The organism is Pseudomonas sp. IT-P395 (assembly GCF_949767675.1).
Classification (GTDB): Bacteria; Pseudomonadota; Gammaproteobacteria; order Pseudomonadales; family Pseudomonadaceae; genus Aquipseudomonas.
Genome location: NZ_CATKPW010000060.1, coordinates 130,441 through 152,761, shown reverse-complemented (window position 1 = coordinate 152,761; position 22,321 = coordinate 130,441). Strand labels below are relative to the sequence as shown.

The window sequence follows — 22,321 nt, the reverse complement described above, 5'->3', positions numbered from 1 at the left end:
GGCCAGGCGGGACCGCTCATGCTTCCGAGTCCCAGATAATGGTGATGTTGCCGCGCAGCCGGTCACTCAGGCCGGGGCGCAACAGGAATTCGATGGCAAACGGGGTCATGTCGAAATGCAGCGTGCCGGGCTTGCGATCCACGTACAGGCTTGGCAGGAACGGCCCCGCCCACTCGTCGTGTTTTAATGGATGCCGGATGACATTGCCGCTGGGACCGGTGATTCCTGTCGGCAAGCTGAGGGATACTTCGACCTCGGTGGTATTGCCCTTGGGGCTGCCGAGCTTGCACGCCGGGCCGCCAGTGGAATTGCACACCATCTTGACTTTGAAGCGCGACGAGGCGGACAGGTAAAACAACTGATCGCGAAAAATCCGCGTCGGCTTGCGCCCGCTGTCGATCCAGCGCGCCCAGCCACCTTGGGGTTCCAGCGACACCTGGTTACCACCCGGCGGCAGATCGACCTTGAGGGTGTGCTGTACGTCCAGCACGAAGTCCAGGGTGAGGTTGCCGTCGTCCGGCTGAAACGTCGCGCCCATGTCGAAATCGCCGCCGGGCCCCATCGAGTAGGCGATGGATCCGGTATACAGACCGCTCGACATACTCAACGGGTTAGGGGTTTTCAGCTCATAAGCAAAATCAAACTTCTCGAAGTACATCGAGGGGATGCGGAAAGCCGCGGTCTTGGTGCAGGGCGCTTGCACAGGCGTCTGCCAGAAAAAGCGATAGGTGCGATCGCTATACCCGGCCATGCCTGTGCCTTGGCAAGGCGCCGGGGCATAGAGCCAACCGCTAAGGGACGTCCAGAGGATGTCATGGCCTGTGGGGGCTGCTACTCCGGTCAGGTCATCCACGCTATCGCTGAGGACAAATCGGGAGCCGATGCCAGTAATACGCACCTCTACGGTTTCCGTTTCCTGAGTCTCCTGATTAGTCACCGTCAACCGTCTCCAGCCAGCCGGGACCTGCAGCGAGACATCGTCACCCGGCCTAAGCTCGCCTGAGCTGTAGCGGACGGGCAACTCGATGCTGAACATATTGTTGCTGGCGCATTGCGCGGGGAAGTTCACGCAATAACCACTATTGGGCGTCTGGTTAACGAACAGGTTCTTGCTTGGCTGCGAAGGATCAGGCTGAAACAGCGCACGAATTTCCTGATTAATCGCTTGTGCCGTGGACATACTCAGCGCCAGCACCAATGCACAACCACCTGTAATTATCTTCATAAGATCAACCTGCCTTCTGTTCGGTGGAGGTGGCGTCTGCGAGGGTGTCCGGCGTGCAACGCAGGTCGCCGATCATCAACACATCGTTTTCGCTGCGATGGCTGCCGGCATCGAGGCGGAACTGGCATAGCAACTGGCTGCCCTGACGCACTTCGAGGGTCGGTGAGCCAGCGTTCATTTCCATCGAGAAGAAGCCGTCGACTTCCGTTACACCGCGACTGGCGTGGTTGATCACGTGATGGCCCTTGAGCGGCCGTCCTTGTGCGTCCACCAGTCGACCGAGCACGGTCAGGGTTTTCATCACGCGGACTTTGCGATACTCGACCCCGCCCTTGTTCAGGTGATAACGGGTGCGTGCCGGTTCAATGCTCGCCGCCGGCACGTGGGTACCCTCGAAGTCAAAACTCACTGAGCTGTTCCGGTACGCGGTGATCGGGATGAAGTTGCGCCCCGGTTTCAACGCCGCCCCGCCACCGCTGTAATCGTCAGCCCGCAGGACGATGTCCTCGATATCCGACTCGACATCGACGATCATCCCGGCGCCGCGCACATCGCTCTGGCTGGTCATGAGCATCTGTTGCCCGCCGACCACCAAGGTGCTGTCAACGTTGAGGCCGCCGGTGAAGTTGCCGTTGTAGGAGGAGCGCTGAATGAAGCCATCGCCATTGACCGCGTCGGTGCGGAAGTTGGCGAGGCTGGCGACGCCCACCCCGTAAGTATCGGTGAGTGCCGTGAGCGACACGTTTTGCAGGACGTGATCCTGAAAATCCTTGCGCCAGCCGAGCGAGGCGTTGTTGTCACGCGTGCCGTCGCGGGCCGTGCGTGAGCCGATGCTGCCGGTGATCTGCTGGCCGGGTGCGCCAAGCGCCATGTTGATGCTCAGGTCGACCCCGCGATTGCGCGCATCGCCGCTGCTGAAACTGCCGGGCCGATCAAACAACGAAAGCCGCCAACTGGCGTCACTGCCCAGCAGGGTGGTGCGCTGCGTCCAGCCCAGATCCATACCCATGCCTTCGACATTGCCTTCGCTGTGCGACACTCGCGCATTGACTGAACTCTTGCTGCTGACGCGATGGTTGAGCGCCAGCGAAGAATTGCTGGTCTGGCCGATGAACACGTTGCGCGGACGAACCCGAGTGCCATCGGGCAGGGTGTCGTAGGTATAGGTGGTGTCGAGCCAACTACGACTGTGACTGACGACGATGCTGCCGGCGCCATAGTTGTAGAGGCTTTGCAAGTCGAGACCAGTGCCGTAATCCTCGGTCTTGTAGACGTTGGCGTAGAGGCTGAGGTGATTGGCCAGAGTCCAGTCGATGGACGTGCCGTATTGCAGTTTTTCGCGAATCTGCCGCGCCGACAGCCCGAGGATCACCCGCGGATGCAGCAGGTAATTCACCGACGCGCCCGCCGTCGGACTGCCGCTGGCCTGGGTGTCCCAATTGCTCAGCAGTTTCTGTTCTTCGCCGGCAAAGACGTTATAGCGCCAGCGCTCGTCGAGGTTGCGCCAGTTGTTGGGCTTGTACACCAGCTCCTGGGTGGTGGAGGTGATCTGACCATCTTCGATCAGCCGTACTTCCACTTCATAAATGCCGCCGGGCAGCGGTCGGGTATCGAGGGTCTGCAAGCCGGCCGGCACCGATTGGGTATTGATCAGCAGACCATCGCGCCAAATCTCCACCGAACCCTGACGGTTGGCGGTGACATAGATCGGATAAACGCTGGGCATCGCGCTGTTGATGGCCAGGCTGTCGGAGCTGCCGTACATCACACCAACGGCGGTGTCGGGGCTGGTGCCGAACGTGCGCGGCTGGCGCATCAGCCCTTCGGAATTGGGGGTGAAATAGCCCAGACGGAAAAAACTGCCTTGCAGTTCGCGCTGGGTGTGCAGCTCCTGGATGGCGTGATAAAGCTTGTCGTCCGGGCCACCAAGACGGGCAACTTGCAGGTTCAGCGTCTGGCTCCAGTTGCCCAGGCTTGAACTGGCTTCGAGGCCGAAGCGTCCGCCCAGATCCTGCTCCTGACCACCGTTGAGGTTGAGCTGGTTACGCACCATCAGGCCGTGACTGCCACTGTCGGGCTGCTCGTAATAGCGCTTGGCCTCAACGTCGCGCTCGGCATTTTCGGTAAGGATCGAGACCAGGGAGTTTTCCAGGTTGTAGTGCACCGCCAGAAACTGGTCCGGACAGGAACCGCTGCACGCGCCCAAGGGCACGCCGGGCTTGAGATAGCTCGCCCATTTTTCCCGCTCGGCCGGACCGAGACGGTTATCGCTGGTGTCAGTGAATTCGAGCAGGGTGATGCGATCATCGTGCGACAACACCACCATGGCCTCACCCAGCGGTTGCTGATCGACTTCGACCCGTACCGCCAGAGGCACATCAAAGAAATGCTCTTCGAAATCCGCCGGCAAACCCTTGGCCTGCGCCAGCAGACTGCGGGGCGTGGTACCGGTGGAGTTGGACGCCACGGCTGCGCTGGCACAAAACAACAGCGCAAGCGCAGCCGCGATGGGTGTCATCGGGAACATGAACTCGTACTCTGATTTACAAACAAGGAAAGTCCGACGGGACAAACACTGCTATCTGCCCCGTCGGTTAGCGCCACTGGTAAAAGCGCGCCTTAGTGCCTGATCAATGCGATCAGTTGCCAGCAACCGGTGGCACGGCATCAAAGATCATCGCCACGGAGCCGGTGTAATCCCCCGGCACGAAGTTGCTGCCCACCGCGCTGATTTTCAGCGGTGCGCGGTAGTTGACGTCCGACTCCGATTCACCCACAACCATTTGCGGGGTGAGGGTCAGTTCCTTGTTGTTAAGCATGACTTGCAGGTCGATCGAGGTATTGCCAGCGACCAGCTTCGGCTGGCTTTCCAGGCTGGCGTGTACCGAACCGTTGTTGTTGCGCACATCGAAGAACCCATTGACGTCGCGCATTTTCCCGGTGCTCGGCTGGTAGCTCATGTCCTGGTCTTTGTTGACCAGGTCCGGATCGGTCGGCACTACATAGAAACCGTTGGTCGGCACATGCGCGACAAGGCTGATCGAGTGCGACGCTTCACCAGCGGCGAATGCGCCAGTCGAACCCAGTGCCAGGAGAGCCAGTGGAGCGGCGATTGCGAGTTTCTTGAACATCGTTATGTACCTGTTTTCTTGATAGGGGGATGAACATTGAAAGTTCAAGACAATCACTGCCCGAGTCGCTGCCCGAGTTGAGCCAGGTCAACTTGAACTTTCAATGCCGAAGCATCATCGACTGTTAACTCTTGGAAGTAAGCAGGCAACTTCCGACAACCGCGTAGTTAAACAACCCCATGACCCGCAAGAAAAAAGAACATAAAACAGATATTCAAAACATTGACTGTAAGTTTCACCCTACAGACAGTTTCAGTAAAAAAACCATACAGCAACTTCACCCTGACAGCACGGCAACTTAGTGCAATTTAGAACATATACTCTACACACAATAGAGCGATGACTTTAACTTTCAAGTTATCGTTTCCGACAACCGGCCGAGATTCGCTGCTTGCGCCCGAATCGGATCTGCCGCTCGTCAGGCGACGCCCTTTCTCGGGGAAAAACGTCTTGCACACTCTCCAAGATATATCTTAAGTTGTATCTAAACACGACGAGAGAAGACAGAAATGAGAGACCATCATTCCCCCCATCGCGAACACGGCGACGGCCGTGACGGCTTCGAAAAGCGCCCCGGGCGCGAGCGCGGCGGCCGTGGCCCTCGGGTGTTCGCCCCCGGTGACCTGAAATTGCTGCTGCTGGCGCTGGTCGCCGAACAGCCGTGCCACGGCTACGACCTGATCCGCCAGATCGAAGGCATGTTCGACGGCGCCTACAGCCCCAGTCCCGGCGTGATCTACCCGACCCTGACCTTTCTCGAAGAAAGCGAGTTGATCACCGGCGACGCCGAGGGCGGCAAAAAACGCTACAGCGCCACCGACGCCGGTCGTTTGTCTTTAAGCGAGCAAGCCGTGGCGCTGGACGGTGTGCGTATGCGCATCGATGTGAGCAAACGCTCGCTGCGCGGCCATGATCGGCCGCCGGAAATCCATGAAGCCGTGCACAACCTGCGCCATGCCCTGCAGATGCACCACGGCCGCTGGAGCGCCGAAGAAGTCCTGCGCGTGCGTGACCTGCTCAACGACACCGCCAAAGCCATCGTCGACGGCCCTGCCGTTCAACCTGCCCCGGAGAAAGCCGAATGACTGCAGTCGATACCCAAACCATTCACCGCGTGATGCACGAAATCAAACGCCGCAAGCTGGAAGTCCTGCGCGTGGTCGACCTGACGCCGCGTATGCGCCGCATCACCCTCGGCGGACCGGAGCTGGCCGGGTTCATCAGCCTGGGCACCGACGATCACGTCAAACTGCTGTTCCCGCAGAACGCCGAACAAGCCGCCGCGCTGGAGACGATGGTGCTCGGCGCCGGCAAGGACGATGGGCCGAAACCGGAAATGCGCGACTACACACCGCGTCGCTATGACCTCGACGCGCTGGAGTTGGACGTCGATTTCGTTCTGCACGGTGACGGCCCTGCGTCGACCTGGGCGGAGCAAGCCACACCGGGGCAGTTCCTGCACATCGGCGGGCCGCGCGGCTCGATGATCGTGCCGGACATTTTCGACAGCTACCTGCTGATCGGCGATGAAACCGCCCTGCCCGCCATCGCCCGCCGCCTCGAAGGCCTGGCGGCCAATCGCAAGGCGTTGGTGGTGATCGAAGTGGAAAACGGCGCCGAGCAGCAAGTGCTGGAAAGCGCAGCGCAGGTCAATGTGATCTGGGTGTTGCGTGAAGGTGGCAAGGACAACCTGCTGAGTACGGTGAAGCAGTTGCAGGTGCCCAAGGGCAATCTGTATGCGTGGGTAGCCACCGAAACGAAAGTTTCACGGCAGATCCGCCGGGTGCTGATCGATGAGCACGGGCTGGATGAGCAACTGATCAAAGCCGTCGGCTACTGGCGCGCCGAAGGCACCTCCGAAGAGGAGTAAATCCCCAGATCAAAAGATCGCAGCCTTCGGCAGCTCCTACATTGGAATGCGTACACCTGTAGGAGCTGCCGAAGGCTGCGATCTTTTGATTTTCATCGCCGTAATCGGTCCATGCCAATGACCAACAACCCAATCACCACAAATCCCACCAAAATCCCCCCGGCATTGATCAGCACCTGTGGATAACCCAACACCGCCACATCAATGAACGGATACGCATACGCACCGAGCAAATGCCCGCGCAGCAGCGCATAGATGAAATACACCAGCGGATAAATCAGCCACACCGGCAGATGCCACCAGCGCAACGAGCCTTTCGGAACGCACACCCACCAATACCCCAGAAACAGCAACGGCATCACGTCGTGCAGCAGTTCATCGGCAATAAATTGCCAACCTTCCGGGTGCCACAAATGCCGCAGCAAAATGCTGTAGGCGAGACCCACCACAGCGATGCTAACGGCAATCCCACTGCTGACCCACGGCAGCAAAAACCAGCGGCGCGCAGCGGATTCACGCTCGGTCACCGCGCAGGTCAACACCGTCGCCACCAGCGTATTGGTCAAAATCGTGAAATAGCTGAAAAAGCTCACCACGCCGCCCAACAGGCTTGCGCCAACGCTTAAACGCGCGAAGAAAATCAGGTAAAGCTGAATGCCCAATCCCGCCCAGCCCAACACGGCTGCGCAGGTGATCAGGCGACGACGCCAACAACCGGCGTCCATCTCAAAGCGGTCGCTTGGTGCGCATCAACTTCACGTACAGGCGCTCGACCTTCTCCCGCGCCCACGGGGTTTTGCGCAGAAACGTCAGGCTCGACTTGATGCTCGGATCACTCTTGAAGCAGCGAATATCGATGCGCTCGGCCAGCCCCGACCATTCGTAATGGCTCACCAGCGCATTGAGAATCTGTTCGAGGGTGACGCCGTGCAGCGGATCGGGGGTTTGTTCGTTCATGCCAGGCCTTTGGGCGAAGTGAAAATGCAGAAGCCGCGCACCTTAGCCGAGGGGGTGATCGGGTGGAAGGCCTACCTTCAAATGTAGGCCAACCTGAAAAGATCGCAGGCTGCGAACCGGCCGACAATGCGCCCGTTTGCCGCACTGTTACCGAATCTGAAACGCTGCATGTTCACAAAAGGCCTTTGTGTTTTTGTAACAGATCATTATCCTGCCGCCCTTCCGCTGAATCGCTTCACTGCCTGCGACTTATTGAAGCACTCAGCTCGCACCCCGAAAACACCAAAAAAAGACTTAGCCATGCCCGATTTTTCCTTCTCCCGAGACAGCGCTATCTTAACCCTGCGCACCCTTGGCGGCTGTACCGCCCTCGGCCTCGCCAGCTGCGTGCAAGCGGCGCCCGCGTTCGACAGTGAATCACCGTACATGCTCGGTGACTGGAACGGCACGCGCACCGAACTCTCGGAAAAAGGCTACGACTTCAAGCTCGATTACACCGGCGAAATGGGCAGCAACCTGCACGGTGGCTACGACCACGACCGCACCGCGCGTTACAGCGATCAGTTTGGCCTGGGCACACACCTGGACCTGCAAAAGATCCTCGGCTGGGACGATGCCGAGTTTCAACTGACCATCACCAAACGCAGCGGCAACAACATCAGCAACGACCGCATCAACGATCCGCGCGTCGGTGGTTTCACCTCGGCCCAGGAAGTCTGGGGCCGTGGCCAGACCACGCGCCTGACGCAGATGTGGTACCAGCAGAAATTCTTCGATCAGAAACTCGACATCAAGGTCGGCCGTTTCGGCGAAGGCGAAGACTTCAACAGCTTTCCGTGCGACTTCCAGAACCTGGCGTTCTGCGGCTCGCAGGTCGGCAACTGGGTCGGCGGCATCTGGTACAACTGGCCGGTCAGCCAATGGGCGCTGCGCGTCAAATATCACCTGACCCCGGAGCTGTACGCACAGGTCGGCGCCTACGAGCAGAACCCGTCGAACCTCGATCGCGGCAACGGCTTCAAACTCAGCGGCAGCGGCACCCAGGGCGCGATCCTGCCGATCGAACTGGTGTGGACGCCGAAGCTCAACGGCCTGCCGGGCGAATACCGCGCCGGTTACTACTACAGCAACGCCAATGCCAGCGACGTCTATAAAGACAGCCACGGCCAACCGGCGGCTATCAGCGGCGAAGCCTACCGCAGCGCGTCGAGCAAACACGGCGTGTGGCTGGGTATTCAGCAGCAGATCACCAGCGTCGCCAGCGATAACAGTCGCGGCTTGAGCGTGTTCGCCAACGGCACGATGCACGACAAGAAAACCAACGCAATCGACAACTACGTCCAGGCCGGCATCACCTACAAAGGCCCGTTCGATGCGCGCGCCAAGGACGACATCGGTTTCGCCCTCGCCCGCGTACACGTCAACCCGGCCTTCCGCAAAAATGCTGAAGCCAGCAATCAGGCCAACGCCGTGTACGACTACGACGATCCGTCATTCCTGCCGCCGCAAGACACCGAATACAGCGCCGAGTTGTATTACGGCGTGCATGTAACCAACTGGCTGACCGTACGCCCGAACCTGCAATACATCCGCCACCCCGGTGGCGTGAACGACGTCGACGACGCCCTGATCGGCGGGATCAAGATCCAGTCCTCGTTCTAAAGCAATACGCAAATCCATTGTAGGAGTGAGCCTGCTCGCGATAGCGGTGTTTCAGGCGACATCTCCAGAGACTGACGCACCGCCATCGCGAGCAGGCTCACTCCTACACAAATGAATTTCGTTAGCTAGACAAGTTTTTATCTGAACCATGCCTGTGCCAAATCGTCATCTAAAGTGACTACAGCGCGGGACTACATAAACGTCACGGAGAATCACACTATGAGCACCGAAAGTGCTTCGAGTCGGGGCCGTTTGCTACCGAGCCTGCTCGGCATTCTGCTTCTACTGATGGGCCTGGCCATGTTGGCCGGTGGGGTCAAGCTGAGCATGCTCGGCGGCTCGCTGTACTACCTGCTGGCCGGTATCGGCATCGCGCTGTCCGGCATTTTGATGCTGATGCGTCGTCGCGCGGCGCTGGGCCTGTACGCCATCGTTCTGTTTGCCAGCACCGTTTGGGCGCTGTGGGAAGTCGGTCTGGACTGGTGGCAGCTGGTGCCACGTCTGGCCCTGTGGTTCGCCCTCGGCTTCGTGATGTTGCTGCCGTGGTTCCGTCGTCCACTGCTGCTGAACGGCCCGGCGCCAATGGGCACTGGCGGTCTGACCGTCGCTGTGGTGCTGGCCGGCGTTACCGCTCTGGCCAGCCTGTTCACCCACCCGGGCGAAACCTTCGGCGAACTGGGCCGCGACACCGCGGACACCACCAGCACCGCGCCAGCCATGCCTGATGGCGACTGGCAGGCCTATGGCCGCACCGAGTTCGGTGACCGTTACTCGCCGCTGAAGCAGATCACCCCGGCCAACGTCGGCAAGCTGCAAGAAGCCTGGCGCATCCAGACCGGCGACCTGCCGACCGCGGATGACCCGGTCGAGCTGACCAACGAAAACACCCCGCTGAAAGCCAACGGCATGATCTACGCCTGCACCGCGCACAGCAAAGTGTTGGCCCTGGACCCGGACACCGGCAAAGAACTGTGGCGCTTCGACCCACAGATCAAGAGCCCGGTCGGCTTCAAAGGCTTCGCCCACATGACCTGCCGTGGCGTGTCGTACTACGACGAAGCCGCTTACGCCAAGTCTGAAAACGCCGCCTCCGCGGTGATTTCCGAAGCCGGCAAAGCCGTTGCTCAGGCCTGCCCGCGTCGTCTGTACCTGCCAACCGCTGATGCCCGTCTGATCGCCCTGAATGCCGACACCGGCAAAATCTGCGAAGGCTTCGGCAACAAAGGCGTGGTTGACCTGACCCAAGGCATCGGCCCGTTCACCGCTGGCGGCTACTACTCCACCTCGCCGGCCGCGATCACTCGTGATCTGGTGATCATGGGCGGTCACGTCACCGACAACGAATCGACCAACGAGCCATCGGGCGTGATCCGCGCTTTCGACGTGCGCGACGGTCACCTCGTATGGAACTGGGACAGCGACAAGCCAGACGCCACCGAGCCTTTGGCACCGGGTGAAACCTACAGCCGCAACTCGGCGAACATGTGGTCGCTGGCCAGTGTCGACGAAAAACTCGGCATGGTTTACCTGCCACTGGGCAACCAGACCCCAGACCAGTGGGGCGCAGACCGCACCCCGGGCGCCGAGAAATTCAGCGCCGGCGTTGTAGCCCTGGACCTGGCCACCGGTAAAGTGCGCTGGAACTACCAGTTCACTCACCACGACCTGTGGGACATGGACGTTGGCAGCCAGCCAACCCTGCTCGACATGAAAACCGCCGATGGCGTGAAACCTGCGCTGATCGCCCCGACCAAGCAGGGCAGCCTGTACGTCCTCGACCGTCGTGACGGCACGCCGATCATTCCGATCAAGGAAATCCCGGTACCGCAAGGCGCCGTGAAAGGCGACCACACCGCACCGACCCAGGCCCGTTCGGACCTCAACCTGCTGGCCCCGGAACTGACCGAAAAAGCCATGTGGGGCGCGAGCCCGTTCGACCAGATGCTGTGCCGCATCCAGTTCAAAGAACTGCGTTACGAAGGCCAGTACACCCCACCGTCGGAACAGGGCAGCCTGATCTATCCGGGTAACGTTGGTGTGTTCAACTGGGGCGGCGTCTCGGTCGACCCGGTTCGCCAAATGCTGTTCACCAGCCCGAACTACATGGCTTTCGTTTCGAAAATGGTGCCACGCGAGCAAGTCGCCGCCGGCAGCAAACGCGAAAGCGAAACCGCTGGCGTGCAACCGAACACCGGCGCGCCATACGCGGTGATCATGCACCCGTTCATGTCGCCATTCGGCGTACCGTGCCAGGCCCCGGCCTGGGGCTACGTTGCCGGTATCGACCTGACCACCAGCAAAGTCGTGTGGAAACGCAAAAACGGCACCAGCCGCGACAGCTCGCCAATCCCGATCGGCTTCACCTTGGGCGTGCCTAGCATGGGCGGCTCGATGGTCACGGCTGGCGGCGTCGGCTTCCTCAGCGGCACCCTCGACCAGTACCTGCGCGCGTACGACGTGAACAGCGGTAAAGAGCTGTGGAAATCGCGTCTGCCGGCAGGTGGCCAAGCGACTCCGATGACCTACACCGGCAAGGACGGCAAGCAATACGTGCTGCTGGTTGTCGGCGGTCACGGTTCGCTGGGCACCAAAATGGGTGACTATGTGATTGCGTACAAACTGCCGGAATAAGTTTTAGCGGCGGTAAAAATGAAGGCGATGTCTCGTGAGGACATCGCCTTTTTTGTGCACGCCAAACACCCATGTAGGAGCTGCCGAAGGCTGCGATCTTTTGACTTCATGTTTTAAAAGCCAGATCAAAAGATCGCAGCCTTCGGCAGCTCCTACAGGTTGAAATGCGTTGATCTGTGGGAAAGGTACTCGTCCTACAGACGTTGAAAGTGGCGCGGAGTTTTCCGACAAGTCGCGTCGGTTGTGCCTCGGAAATCGGCTGGATAGGCTCGGGGGGTCGCTGCAAATTCAGCGAACGGGCGTCGCGGCCCGAGCAGTTCATTCGATTTGATGCATAATCGCCGGCCCAAACTGGAGCGCTCAGGTGCTTTTAGTTTGGTTTGATGGTGGCTGTGCGCGGGATACCTTCGGGTATGCCGAGATTGCCGAATGGCTCGGTCCGCGACCCCGCGTACAGCTGCCACCCTCTGTCGCGTCGCGGTGATTGAGAGTGACAGCCCCACTTATCATTCGGAGCGTCACTATGAAAAAGCCAACACCCAATCCCCCCGAAACCGACGACACCTCGCCCTACGAATCCCCCGATTCCAAGAAATTCCACGAAGCCGCCGAACGCGCCCTCGACCACTACCTCAAACCCAACGCCTTAACCCTGCGCTTCCACAAACCCAGCACCATGTTCCAGGTCGCCCCCGAGCAGGACAGCGAAAGCCTGCTGGTCCACGCCTGCGAATCACTGGCCCAGGCCAGCCTCATGACCAGCGACATCGCCGCCTACATCGACCTGCCACAGCGGCGCACGATCCTGGCCATTCAGCAGATCATCATGCTCGCCGAACTGGCGGTGAACCGCGTGCTGGATAACCACGAAATCCCCGCAAATACCTGACAAACCACCCGGTGCAGGAGCTGCCGCAGGCTGCTCCTGCACAGGTGAGCGTTAGCCCGGCTGACTCAAGAAGCTTTCCCTCCGTTTTTCATCAACCGCGATCGCTCAATGATCAATTGCTCGGCCTGTTTGCGAGTCTCAAGCAACAAACTCTCATCCGTCGCGTTATAGATCACCCGATAACGCAGACCCGGGGTGTCGGGGGAGTATTCGCGAATAGTGCAGCCCTCGTAACTCGTATCGGTATAACTCATGGCTGGATTCCTTTAAGTCCGTAAATCGGCATGCGCCGCCCTGCCTGAGGACGCCTGGTTAATCTCGGATCGACCGGGCAATGTGTCTACTGTCAGAAATTACAGGGGCCCAAGACCGCTTCGAAATAAACCGCAATGAATTTTGATCTATGAGTTAACCGCCAGATTGCAGATGACTGTCGAGAGGCATCGCCTTATTTGTGCACGCTATTTCAAAAACACCCCCAAATAACCTGTGGGAGCGAGCTTGCTCGCGAAGGCGTCAGCATATTCAACATCTACAGTGCCTGACACACCGCGTCCGCGAGCAGGCTCGCCCATAGTCGGATTGAGCGCATTTAGCTAGAAAAGGGTCGGCTGTCAGGTCACTTTCGCAAGCGGCCCTCCCCGCCACCGGATTATCTTGCGCGTCCTATATAACTCGTCTCATAGGCCATCATCACGAATAGGCATAAAAACCTGTCAGATATGACAGTTAACAGGTTATGCCGTTTCTCTCAGACTTCCTTCTCCAACTCAATCAATCGAGGAAGCCCCCTATGACAACTTCAAAAGCATTCCCAGCAGTCTTCGCCGTCGGTGTTCTTGATATTGATGTGAAAGGCACTATCAGCGGTACGTATTTAGATCTGACCAGCTACAGGACCAAAGCCACTTCTGTGTCATTCAACCCGTTAGGGGGGTATTACTTTGATTTCGGTCACAAAAAAGGCTTATCGAGCGAACGAACTTTTTCCGTTTCACTTCGCGACCTGCTAAAGCCATCTACACCTGCCTACTCTGAAAGAGTCGTTACAGGCCGGGGTATCCAGTTTTATGAATTTAAAACAGAGTCCTCTTCAACTATCGCAGTCACCAAGCTCAACCCCAACCTCTACCGATATGACTTCAACGACTTCGAACTTTTCGGCAAGGCACGCTACACGGATGACACACGTGAACTCACCTGCAACGGGTTCTTTCTGCTCCAGGAACTGACGTGGCCTTTGTAACGACCTTGGTCAGGTAACCCCGTACCCAAATGCAGAACGTAAAATCAAAAGCCCCTCACCCTAACCCTCTCCCGGAGGGAGAGGGGACTGACGGAGGTGTTTGGGCGAGCTACGCCGACGTGAAATATCGAGTCGAACTCAGATTCTGAAATGCCCACAAATCGGCCCCCTCTCCCTCGGGAGAGGGCTGGGGTGAGGGGCAAGAGCACCACAAAAACCAAAGCCATGCGCGCCGTGCTCTTCACCACTCAATAGGCCGAGTGTCAGCTCGCCTGCTCTTGATCTTGATCTTGATCTTGATCCACAGGCGACGTCGGAAGGCTGAGCGGAGGGATTGATCCGGGCGTGGGAGCGCAGCGACCGTTTGGCGCAGCCAAACACAGCGAGAGGAGGTGCAGCGAAGCAAACCGTAGGCGCTGCGCCCGGATCGATCCCGCAGCGAAGGAACCCCGAGCCCCAGCGAGCGGGCCGCACGTAGGAGCAAGCGTTTTTTTGCTTACTTTTTTGAGGCGTTTGTCAAAAAAGTGAGTCGCCGTCAGGGCGAAACCCTAAGCCGCCGTTACCGAAGAAACGGATATACACCCAAAACCCCAAAGAGCATGGTCGGCCCAAAGGCCGCCAAGTCAAAAGCGTGAACCCTGTCAAAACCCTGAACACACAAGCAGAAACATCCCCCGCCATTGAAACCACCCAAACCCTGCCCCATCTAAGACCCATACCCCATCGCGCAGGTGCCCCATGAGCGACCAGCAAGAATTCCCGGAAAACCCCGACGACTACACCGAAGCCGAACACATCGAACACACCTCCAGCGGCAAAGGCCTCGCCCTGCCCGGCCAGAACCTGCCGGACAAGGTCTACATCATCCCGATCCACAACCGCCCGTTCTTCCCGGCCCAAGTCCTGCCGGTCATCGTCAACGAAGAACCCTGGGCCGAAACCCTCGAACTGGTCAGTAAATCCGAACACCATTCCCTGGCCCTGTTCTTCATGGACACGCCCCAGGAAGACCCGCGCCACTTCGACACCGGCGCCCTGCCGCAATACGGCACCCTGGTCAAAGTCCACCACGCCAGCCGCGAGAACGGCAAACTGCAATTCGTCGCCCAAGGCCTCAGCCGCGTACGCATCAAGACCTGGCTGAAACACCATCGCCCACCGTATCTGGTCGAAGTCGAATACCCGCACCAGCCCACCGAGCCGACCGACGAGGTCAAGGCCTACGGCATGGCGCTGATCAACGCGATCAAAGAGCTGTTGCCGCTCAACCCGCTGTACAGCGAAGAGCTGAAAAACTACCTCAACCGCTTCAGCCCCAACGACCCGTCGCCGCTGACCGACTTCGCCGCCGCCCTGACCTCCGCCACCGGCCCCGAACTGCAAGGCGTGCTCGACTGCGTACCGATGCTCAAGCGCATGGAAAAAGTCCTGCCGATGCTGCGCAAGGAAGTCGAAGTCGCGCGCCTGCAAAAAGAGATCTCGGCAGAAGTTAACCGCAAGATCGGCGAGCATCAGCGCGAGTTCTTCCTCAAGGAACAACTCAAGGTTATCCAGCAGGAACTCGGCCTGACCAAGGACGACCGCAGCGCCGACCTCGAACAGTTCGAGCAACGCCTCGAAGGCAAAGTCCTGCCGGCGCAGGTGCAGAAGCGCCTCGAAGAAGAAATGAACAAGCTGTCGATCCTTGAGACCGGTTCGCCGGAATACGCGGTCACCCGCAACTACCTCGACTGGGCGACCTCGGTGCCGTGGGGCGTGTACGGCGAGGACAAACTCGACCTCAAGCACGCGCGCAAAATTCTCGACAAACACCACGCGGGCCTGGACGACATCAAGGACCGCATCCTCGAATTCCTCGCCGTCGGTGCCTATAAAGGTGAGATCAGCGGCTCCATCGTGCTGCTGGTCGGCCCGCCGGGCGTAGGTAAAACCAGCGTCGGCAAATCCATCGCCGAATCCCTCGGCCGGCCGTTCTACCGCTTCAGCCTCGGCGGTATGCGCGACGAAGCCGAGATCAAGGGACACCGCCGCACCTACATCGGCGCACAGCCGGGCAAACTGGTGCAGGCGTTGAAAGACGTCGAAGTGATGAACCCGGTGATCATGCTCGACGAGATCGACAAGATGGGCCAGAGCTACCAGGGCGACCCGGCCTCGGCACTGCTGGAAACCCTCGACCCGGAGCAGAACGTCGAATTCCTCGACCACTACCTCGACCTGCGCATGGACCTGTCGAAAGTCCTCTTCGTCTGCACCGCCAACACCCTCGATTCGATCCCCGGCCCGTTGCTGGACCGCATGGAAGTGATTCGTCTGTCGGGCTACATCACCGAAGAAAAAGTCGCCATCGCCAAGCGTCACCTGTGGCCGAAACTGCTGGAAAAGGCCGGTGTGTCCAAGGGCAGCCTGAGCATCAGCGACAGCGCGCTCAAAGCCTTGATCGACGGTTACGCCCGTGAAGCCGGGGTGCGCCAGCTCGAGAAACAAATGGGCAAACTGGTGCGCAAAGCGGTGATGAAGCTGATTGACGAGCCGAAAGCGGTGATCAAACTCGGGCCGAAAGACCTCGAAGCGTCACTCGGCCATCCAGTGTTCCGCAACGAACAAGTGCTGTCCGGCACCGGCGTCATCACCGGTCTGGCGTGGACCAGCATGGGCGGCGCGACCTTGCCGATCGAAGCGACGCGGATTCACACGCTTAACCGTGGCTTCAAGCTCACCGGGCAACTGGGCGATGTGATGAAGGAATCGGCAGAGATCGCCTACAGCTACGTCAGCTCGCACCTGAAACAGTTTGGCGGTGACGCGAAGTTCTTCGACGAAGCCTTCGTCCACCTGCACGTACCGGAAGGCGCGACACCGAAGGACGGCCCGAGCGCCGGCGTGACCATGGCCAGCGCCCTGCTCTCGCTTGCGCGAAACCAGCCACCAAAAAAAGGTGTGGCAATGACTGGTGAACTGACGTTGACCGGGCATGTGCTGCCGATTGGCGGGGTGCGTGAGAAGGTGATTGCGGCGCGGCGGCAGAAGATTTTCGAATTGATTTTGCCGGAGCCGAATCGGGGGAATTTTGAGGAATTGCCGGATTATCTGAAGGAAGGGATTACGGTGCACTTTGCGAAGAAGTTTGCCGATGTGGCGAAGATCCTGTTCTGACCGGTAGCCTGTAGCCCCTCACCCCAGCCCTCTCCCCCAGGAGAGGGAGCCAACCGAGCGGTCTTGCGCTATGCGCCGACCTGAAACACCGGGTCGATTATGGATTCGCTGACGCACGTTCAGGTCGGCGTACCTCACCAATATCCCCCGGTCAGTCCCCTCTCCCCCTGGGAGAGGGCTAGGGTGAGGGCTTGGCACTGTCACACTTTGTCTCATCTTAAGTTATGCTCGCCGTTCGTCGTGAACACCCGGAGCCACTGACCTCATGTCCCCCACTCGCCTGTTTCTCCCCCTCGCCCTTTCATTGCTGGCCGCCTGCGCCACGCAACCGAAACACAACGTGACCGTGGAAAAACAAAGCGAATGCCCGGTGCGGCTCACTAACGGGCAAAACCTCATCATCATGCTGCCAAGCAACCCGACCACGGGTTATCGCTGGGCGATTCAGGATTCCGCTGGCGGCGTACTGCGTGCACTTAGCCCCGAGGTCTACAGCAATCCGGAAGACGCTGGCGTGGTCGGCGCAGCAGGTCTGTCGACCTGGCGCTTCCAGGCCTTCGCCCCCGGCACCGGGCGCCTGCGCCTGACTTCACAACAACCGTGGGCACCGGAAGTGCTCCCGGTGGAAACCTTTGACTGCGCCATTTCGGTAAATTGATCGTGGGCTGGCTGATTCTGGCGCTGATGGGCGCGGTGACGTTTCTCTACGGTGTCAGCACCCATGCGGCGTTGCTGTGCCTGTTGGTCAAACCGTTGCCGGTGCTGGCATTGCTCGGCTGGCTGCACGACGCGCCACCCAGTGACTATCGGCGCTGGATCAGTCTCGGTCTGATTTTCTCGTTGCTGGGTGATGTGTTGCTGGCGTGGCCGGGCGATCTGTTCGTGTTTGGCCTCGGCGCGTTTCTGGTTGCGCATCTGGCTTATCTGAAGGCTTATCTGAGTGACTGCAAGCGTCTGGCGGTGTTGCCGCTGGTGCTCGCCCTCGGTGTTGGCGCGATGCTGCTAGGTCTTCTGATTTCCAGCGGTCTTGGGCCATTGCTGGTGCCGGTGATTGTTTATGGCACGGCGATCAGCGCGATGCTCTGGCGCGCACTGGCCCGTTTGGGCACCGATGTGCCGAAACGCTCGGCGTTGCTAGCGGCGGGCGGTGCGCTGGCGTTTGTGTTCTCGGACAGCGTGATCGGTATTGATCGCTTCGTATCGCCATTCCACGCCGCGCCATACGTCATCATCCTCAGCTACTGGCTGGGCCAGTGGGGCATCGCCGCCTCGGCGTTCTCCCAGACCAAACGGATCTGATCGTTCCCACGCTCCGCGTAGGAATGCATCCTGTGACGCTCTGCGTCATTTGCGCAGGGACGCGGAGCGTCCGGGGCGGCATTCCCACGCAGAGCGTGGGAACGATCAACCAGAGCAATATCCCCGCGTTTTATCAGACAACCCAAGCATCCGCGCGCCACTTTGGCTAAAATGCCGGCCTTTCCATTTACACCGCCGGAACCGCCGTGAGCAAAGAACCCGATCGTATTTTCGCCAAGCCTTTGGCCCAGGTGCCTGACTTCGCCTTCAATGAAGACGTGGTGCGGGTGTTCCCGGACATGATCAAGCGCTCGGTGCCGGGTTACCCGACCATCGTCGAAAACCTCGGTGTGCTCGCCGCACAGTTCGCCCAGCCGAACAGCGTGCTCTACGACCTCGGTTCATCGCTAGGTGCAGTGACTCAGGCCTTGCGCCGTCACGTGCGCACCGACGGCTGCCGGGTGATCGCTGTGGATAACTCTGCCGCGATGGTCGAACGCTGCCGCGAATACCTCAACGGTCAGGATTCGATGTTCCAAGAGTTGCTGCCGGTCGAAGTGATTGAAGGCGACATCCTCGCCCTCGACTTTCAGCCTGCTTCGGTGGTGGCGCTGAACTTCACCCTGCAATTTATCGCCCCGGATCAGCGTACCGCGTTGCTCTCGCGCATTCGCCAATCGCTGCTGCCGGGCGGCGCGCTGATCCTCTCGGAGAAGCTGCGCTTCAACGATGCCGAAGAACACGCGCTGCTCACCGATCTGCACGTCGCCTTCAAACGCGCCAACGGCTACAGCGAACTGGAGATTGCCCAGAAACGCAGCGCCATCGAAAACGTCATGAAGCCCGACAGCCTCGAAGAACACCGCGAACGCCTGTTGGCCGCCGGGTTCTCGAAAGTCGTGCCGTGGTTCCAGTGTCTTAACTTTGCCTCGTTGATTGCCTTGCCATGATTGATCTGTCCCCCCTCGCCCGTCGTCTGGCCGGCACACCGCTGGCCGAATGGGCCAACACCCTGCAGGCGCAACTCGACAAGAAAATGGAGAAAGGTCACGGCGATCTGGAGCGCTGGCAAAGTGCGCTGGATGCCTTGCCGAAAATTCAGCCGAGCGAAATCGATCTGCTCAATGGCCTGAAACTCGACACCGATTGCGACGACGAAACCCGTGCGCAGATGCGTACTGCATTGATGGGTTTGTCGCCGTGGCGCAAAGGGCCGTTCGACTTGTTTGGTGTGCACGTCGACACCGAATGGCGTTCGGACTGGAAATGGTCGCGCGTCGCCCCGCATCTGGATTTGAAAGGCAAACGCATCCTCGACGTCGGTTGCGGCAACGGCTACTACATGTGGCGCATGCTCGGTGCTGGCGCGAACAGTGTGATTGGGGTCGATCCGAACTGGTTGTTCTTCTGCCAGTTCCAGGCGGTGCAGCGTTACCTGTCCGAGCCGAATGCCTGGCACTTGCCGTTCCCGTTTGAAGACCTGCCGCCGAACCTGGAAGGCTTCGACACCGTGTTTTCGATGGGCGTGTTCTATCACCGTCGCTCGCCGATCGAGCACTTGCTGGCGCTGAAGGATTGCCTGGTCAAGGGCGGTGAACTGGTGCTGGAAACGTTGGTGGTGGAAGGCGACAAGCATCAAGTGCTGGTGCCGGAAGACCGTTACGCGCAGATGCGTAACGTGTGGTTCCTGCCGTCGGTGCCGGCGCTGGAGTTGTGGTTGCGTCGTGCCGGGTTCAGCGATATTCGCTGCGTGGATGTGAGCACGACAACGGTGGAAGAACAGCGCGGGACTGAGTGGATGAAGTATCAGTCGCTGAGTGATTTCCTTGATCCCGAGGACCACAGCAAAACCATCGAAGGATTGCCGGCGCCGATGCGCGCGGTGATTGTCGCGAAGAAGTAATCCGACCAATCACCGCGGTGAGCCCACCCCTCACCCCAGCCCTCTCCCCAAGGAGAGGGAGCTGATCATTGAGCTTTTCAACACTTGAGTTCGACTCGGAATCTCAGGTCGACGGACTTAGCCCAGCCAACTCGGCAGTCCCCTCTTCCCAAGGAGAGGGGGCTGATCGTTGAGCTTTTCAAGACTTGAGTTCGACTCGGAATCTCAGGTCGACGGACCTCGCCCATCCAGCTCGGTCAGTCCCCTCTTCCCAAGGAGAGGGGGCTGATCGTTGAGCTTTTCAAGACTTGAGTTCGACTCGGAATCTCAGGTCGACGGACCTCGCCCATCCAACTCGGTCAGTCCCCTCTTCCCAAGGAGAGGGGGCTGATCGTTGAGCTTTTCAAGACGTGAGTTCGACTCGGAATCTCAGGTCGACGGACCTCGCCCATCCAGCTCGGTCAGTCCCCTCTCCCTCTGGGAGAGGGTTAGGGTGAGGGGCTTTTTGCTCGGCGAGCACGGAAGAATTCGGTCAGCACGGCGCCACACTCTTCGGCCAAAACCCCGCCTTCATATAGCACTCGATGGTTGAGAAAACCCTGGGTAAAAAACTGCCCCTGACTCTGCACAATCCCCGCCTTCGGCTCCAGCGCGCCATACACCACCCGCGCCACCCGCGAATGCACGATCAAGCCTGCACACATGCTGCACGGCTCCAGCGTCACATACAGCGTGCTGCCCGGCAGGCGATAGTTATCCACCGCCTGCGCCGCCGCACGGATCGCGACCATTTCTGCATGGGCACTCGGGTCGCTGGTGCTGATCGGGCAATTGAAGCCGCGCCCGATAATCTCGCCGTCCTGCACCAACACTGCCCCCACCGGCACTTCGCCGATCGCTGCGCCTTGTGCAGCGAGGGTCAGCGCTTCACGCATGAAGTCTTGGTCACGGCTGCGGTCGATGATGGCCGCGGGGCGAATCTGGCGCATCACTTCACCTCGATGGCGGCCATCAGGCCGGTTTCCATGTGGTCGATCACGTGGCAATGGAACATCCACACCCCCGGATTATCGGCCACCAGCGCCACTTGCGCGCGCTCGTTCTTGCCCAGCAGATAGGTGTCGGTGAAGTATGGAATAATCTTGTGCCGGTTCGACGCGATCACCTTGAAACTCATGCCGTGCAGGTGGATCGGGTGCTGATACTGGGTCATGTTCTTCAATTCGAAGATGTAACTCTGCCCCAGTTTCAGGCTGGCAATCGGTCGGTCAGCGCAGGTCTTGTCGGTGATGTCCCAGGCCTTGCCGTTGATCTGCCACAGGCTCGGCGGCCGACCATTGTCGACGTTGACCGACACTGAGCCGACCCATTCGAAATTGAAGTTGAGTTTCTCGGCATTGGCCAGGTCCGGTTCTGCCACCGGATTGGCCGGCAGCGCTTTTGGCCAGTCGCTCGGCGCGTCGGTATTGGCCACCGAACGCAGGGTGCCCAGACGTACCGGACCGTTGCGCAGCGACAATTCTTCGCCCGCCGCCGGCGCCTTGATCGCCAGACAAATACGCATCCCCGGGCCGAGCCAGTATTCCTTGCCCAACGGGCGCGGTTCGACCGGGTTGCCGTCCAGCGCATAGATCTGCGCTTCGACGCCGGGAATGTTGATGCGATAAGTCAGCGTGTTGTCGAGGTTGAGCAAGCGCACCCGGGTGATCTGCCCGGCCGGCAGTTCGATCACCGGGGTCGGCACACCGTTGATGGTCGACAAGCGCCCCGCCGTACCGCCACGCGCCGCTTCACGGGGAATACTGAATTCGACAAAATTGCCTTCGTCATCGATGTGCCAGTTCTTCAGGCTCAAGGTCTTTTCGTACTTGAAACCGGTCGGCTCGCGCTCTTCGATGATCAACGGCCCGACCAGCCCGCGCCCGAGCTCTTCGCTGCTGCTGACGTGCGGGTGATACCAGTAACTGCCGGCATCCGGCACGCGGAACTTATAGTCGAAGTACTCGCCCGGCAACACCGGCAGCTGCGACACGTACGGCACGCCGTCCATTTCCAGCGGCAGACGAATGCCGTGCCAGTGAATGGTCGTCGCCACCGGCAAGTGGTTGATGAAACGTACCCGCAGCCATTCACCCTGGCGCACACGCAACTCGGTGCCAGGCGCCGACGGGCCGAATGCCCAGGCCTCGGTCTTGTGCCCCGGCACCAATTCGACGTCCAGCGGTGCGGCGATCAGTTCATAGTCATGGCCCGCCTCGGCGTCGGCCATTTTGCCGAGCCAATAACGCGACGCGCCCCCCGCCCCGACACCAACGACAACAAGACCGGCCAGGCCACCGAGGATTTGGCGACGGGTAAAGGACATGAACTCAA

The 22,321-nt window shown here is 59.6% G+C and carries 19 protein-coding genes; 11 read left to right on the top strand and 8 right to left on the bottom strand.

What is annotated here, in order from left to right:
- Window positions 1-16 precede the first annotated feature (16 nt).
- The 3 genes from ACM6IN_RS27375 to ACM6IN_RS27365 form a co-directional block, all read right to left on the bottom strand.
- Complete coding sequence (locus tag ACM6IN_RS27375) at window positions 17-1,225, bottom strand: hypothetical protein (RefSeq protein ID WP_414917037.1); 1,209 nt, start codon at window positions 1,223-1,225, stop codon at window positions 17-19.
- A 4-nt stretch (window positions 1,226-1,229) separates the two neighbouring features.
- A complete protein-coding gene (locus tag ACM6IN_RS27370) occupies window positions 1,230-3,752 on the bottom strand; it encodes a TcfC E-set like domain-containing protein (RefSeq protein WP_414917036.1) in 2,523 nt (840 codons plus the stop codon).
- 112 nt (window positions 3,753-3,864) lie between these two features.
- The gene (locus ACM6IN_RS27365) at window positions 3,865-4,356 is read right to left on the bottom strand and encodes a CS1 type fimbrial major subunit (RefSeq protein ID WP_007916792.1); all 492 of its coding nucleotides are present in this window, start codon (window positions 4,354-4,356) and stop codon (window positions 3,865-3,867) included.
- 509 nt (window positions 4,357-4,865) lie between these two features.
- Between ACM6IN_RS27365 and ACM6IN_RS27360 the strand changes: the two genes are divergently transcribed.
- Entirely contained in the window at window positions 4,866-5,441 is a 576-nt protein-coding gene (locus ACM6IN_RS27360) for a PadR family transcriptional regulator (RefSeq protein WP_123376522.1), read from the top strand.
- Window positions 5,438-6,226 carry a siderophore-interacting protein gene (locus ACM6IN_RS27355; RefSeq protein WP_414917035.1) on the top strand — a complete coding sequence of 263 codons (789 nt, stop codon included), beginning with the start codon at window positions 5,438-5,440 and terminating at the stop codon, window positions 6,224-6,226. The genes ACM6IN_RS27360 and ACM6IN_RS27355 overlap by 4 nt, the downstream gene beginning before the upstream one ends.
- A gap of 92 nt (window positions 6,227-6,318) precedes the next feature.
- Here ACM6IN_RS27355 and ACM6IN_RS27350 read toward each other — a convergent pair whose 3' ends face one another.
- Window positions 6,319-6,951, bottom strand: coding sequence for a Pr6Pr family membrane protein (locus ACM6IN_RS27350; RefSeq protein WP_414917034.1), 633 nt, complete (start codon window positions 6,949-6,951; stop codon window positions 6,319-6,321).
- Between the two features lies 1 nt (window position 6,952).
- A complete protein-coding gene (locus ACM6IN_RS27345; RefSeq protein ID WP_007916799.1) occupies window positions 6,953-7,183 on the bottom strand; it encodes a VF530 family DNA-binding protein in 231 nt (76 codons plus the stop codon).
- 300 nt (window positions 7,184-7,483) lie between these two features.
- Here ACM6IN_RS27345 and ACM6IN_RS27340 point away from each other — a divergent pair, with 300 nt between their 5' ends.
- The 3 genes from ACM6IN_RS27340 (at window position 7,484) to ACM6IN_RS27330 (ending at window position 12,365) form a co-directional block, all read left to right on the top strand.
- Window positions 7,484-8,845: a carbohydrate porin gene (locus ACM6IN_RS27340; RefSeq protein WP_414917033.1), complete on the top strand. Its 1,362-nt coding sequence runs from the start codon at window positions 7,484-7,486 to the stop codon at window positions 8,843-8,845.
- Window positions 8,846-9,064: 219 nt separating this feature from the next.
- Window positions 9,065-11,476 carry a glucose/quinate/shikimate family membrane-bound PQQ-dependent dehydrogenase gene (locus tag ACM6IN_RS27335; RefSeq protein WP_414917032.1) on the top strand — a complete coding sequence of 804 codons (2,412 nt, stop codon included), beginning with the start codon at window positions 9,065-9,067 and terminating at the stop codon, window positions 11,474-11,476.
- Window positions 11,477-11,999: 523 nt separating this feature from the next.
- Window positions 12,000-12,365, top strand: coding sequence for a DUF6124 family protein (locus ACM6IN_RS27330; RefSeq protein ID WP_007950222.1), 366 nt, complete (start codon window positions 12,000-12,002; stop codon window positions 12,363-12,365).
- A gap of 65 nt (window positions 12,366-12,430) precedes the next feature.
- Here the strand turns inward: ACM6IN_RS27330 and ACM6IN_RS27325 are convergent, their stop codons facing one another.
- Window positions 12,431-12,619: a hypothetical protein gene (locus ACM6IN_RS27325; RefSeq protein ID WP_414917031.1), complete on the bottom strand. Its 189-nt coding sequence runs from the start codon at window positions 12,617-12,619 to the stop codon at window positions 12,431-12,433.
- Between the two features lie 539 nt (window positions 12,620-13,158).
- On the opposite strand from ACM6IN_RS27325, the gene ACM6IN_RS27320 reads away from it, so the two are divergent.
- The 6 genes from ACM6IN_RS27320 (at window position 13,159) to cmoB (ending at window position 19,969) form a co-directional block, all read left to right on the top strand.
- The gene (locus ACM6IN_RS27320) at window positions 13,159-13,611 is read left to right on the top strand and encodes a hypothetical protein (protein WP_414917030.1); all 453 of its coding nucleotides are present in this window, start codon (window positions 13,159-13,161) and stop codon (window positions 13,609-13,611) included.
- A 738-nt stretch (window positions 13,612-14,349) separates the two neighbouring features.
- Complete coding sequence (lon, locus tag ACM6IN_RS27315; RefSeq protein ID WP_007916809.1) at window positions 14,350-16,767, top strand: endopeptidase La; 2,418 nt, start codon at window positions 14,350-14,352, stop codon at window positions 16,765-16,767.
- 265 nt (window positions 16,768-17,032) lie between these two features.
- Window positions 17,033-17,425: a protease inhibitor I42 family protein gene (locus ACM6IN_RS27310; RefSeq protein WP_007916811.1), complete on the top strand. Its 393-nt coding sequence runs from the start codon at window positions 17,033-17,035 to the stop codon at window positions 17,423-17,425.
- A gap of 2 nt (window positions 17,426-17,427) precedes the next feature.
- Window positions 17,428-18,066, top strand: a complete 639-nt coding sequence (locus ACM6IN_RS27305; RefSeq protein WP_177321078.1) for a lysoplasmalogenase — start codon at window positions 17,428-17,430, stop codon at window positions 18,064-18,066.
- Between the two features lie 206 nt (window positions 18,067-18,272).
- Window positions 18,273-19,016 carry a carboxy-S-adenosyl-L-methionine synthase CmoA gene (gene cmoA, locus ACM6IN_RS27300; protein WP_007916813.1) on the top strand — a complete coding sequence of 248 codons (744 nt, stop codon included), beginning with the start codon at window positions 18,273-18,275 and terminating at the stop codon, window positions 19,014-19,016.
- Window positions 19,013-19,969 (top strand): tRNA 5-methoxyuridine(34)/uridine 5-oxyacetic acid(34) synthase CmoB, encoded by a 957-nt coding sequence (gene cmoB / locus ACM6IN_RS27295; protein WP_122599061.1) that lies wholly within the window; start codon window positions 19,013-19,015, stop codon window positions 19,967-19,969. Before cmoA ends, cmoB begins: the two co-directional genes overlap by 4 nt.
- 467 nt (window positions 19,970-20,436) lie before the next feature.
- On the opposite strand, the gene tadA is transcribed toward cmoB, so the two are convergent.
- Window positions 20,437-20,937: a tRNA adenosine(34) deaminase TadA gene (gene tadA / locus ACM6IN_RS27290; RefSeq protein ID WP_095112372.1), complete on the bottom strand. Its 501-nt coding sequence runs from the start codon at window positions 20,935-20,937 to the stop codon at window positions 20,437-20,439.
- Window positions 20,937-22,313, bottom strand: coding sequence for a multicopper oxidase family protein (locus ACM6IN_RS27285; RefSeq protein ID WP_007916816.1), 1,377 nt, complete (start codon window positions 22,311-22,313; stop codon window positions 20,937-20,939). Before ACM6IN_RS27285 ends, tadA begins: the two co-directional genes overlap by 1 nt.
- Window positions 22,314-22,321: the final 8 nt, after the last annotated feature.

Coding starts and splice junctions, on each gene's coding strand:
- ACM6IN_RS27345 (WP_007916799.1), bottom strand. CDS start 7,183: ATGAACGAACAAACCCCCGATCCGCTGCACGGCGTCACCCTCGAACAG.
- ACM6IN_RS27355 (WP_414917035.1), top strand. CDS start 5,438: ATGACTGCAGTCGATACCCAAACCATTCACCGCGTGATGCACGAAATC.
- ACM6IN_RS27310 (WP_007916811.1), top strand. CDS start 17,033: ATGTCCCCCACTCGCCTGTTTCTCCCCCTCGCCCTTTCATTGCTGGCC.
- ACM6IN_RS27350 (WP_414917034.1), bottom strand. CDS start 6,951: ATGGACGCCGGTTGTTGGCGTCGTCGCCTGATCACCTGCGCAGCCGTG.
- ACM6IN_RS27320 (WP_414917030.1), top strand. CDS start 13,159: ATGACAACTTCAAAAGCATTCCCAGCAGTCTTCGCCGTCGGTGTTCTT.
- ACM6IN_RS27335 (WP_414917032.1), top strand. CDS start 9,065: ATGAGCACCGAAAGTGCTTCGAGTCGGGGCCGTTTGCTACCGAGCCTG.
- ACM6IN_RS27360 (WP_123376522.1), top strand. CDS start 4,866: ATGAGAGACCATCATTCCCCCCATCGCGAACACGGCGACGGCCGTGAC.
- ACM6IN_RS27325 (WP_414917031.1), bottom strand. CDS start 12,619: ATGAGTTATACCGATACGAGTTACGAGGGCTGCACTATTCGCGAATAC.
- ACM6IN_RS27340 (WP_414917033.1), top strand. CDS start 7,484: ATGCCCGATTTTTCCTTCTCCCGAGACAGCGCTATCTTAACCCTGCGC.
- ACM6IN_RS27365 (WP_007916792.1), bottom strand. CDS start 4,356: ATGTTCAAGAAACTCGCAATCGCCGCTCCACTGGCTCTCCTGGCACTG.
- tadA (WP_095112372.1), bottom strand. CDS start 20,937: ATGCGCCAGATTCGCCCCGCGGCCATCATCGACCGCAGCCGTGACCAA.
- ACM6IN_RS27330 (WP_007950222.1), top strand. CDS start 12,000: ATGAAAAAGCCAACACCCAATCCCCCCGAAACCGACGACACCTCGCCC.
- ACM6IN_RS27370 (WP_414917036.1), bottom strand. CDS start 3,752: ATGTTCCCGATGACACCCATCGCGGCTGCGCTTGCGCTGTTGTTTTGT.
- ACM6IN_RS27285 (WP_007916816.1), bottom strand. CDS start 22,313: ATGTCCTTTACCCGTCGCCAAATCCTCGGTGGCCTGGCCGGTCTTGTT.
- cmoB (WP_122599061.1), top strand. CDS start 19,013: ATGATTGATCTGTCCCCCCTCGCCCGTCGTCTGGCCGGCACACCGCTG.
- lon (WP_007916809.1), top strand. CDS start 14,350: ATGAGCGACCAGCAAGAATTCCCGGAAAACCCCGACGACTACACCGAA.
- ACM6IN_RS27375 (WP_414917037.1), bottom strand. CDS start 1,225: ATGAAGATAATTACAGGTGGTTGTGCATTGGTGCTGGCGCTGAGTATG.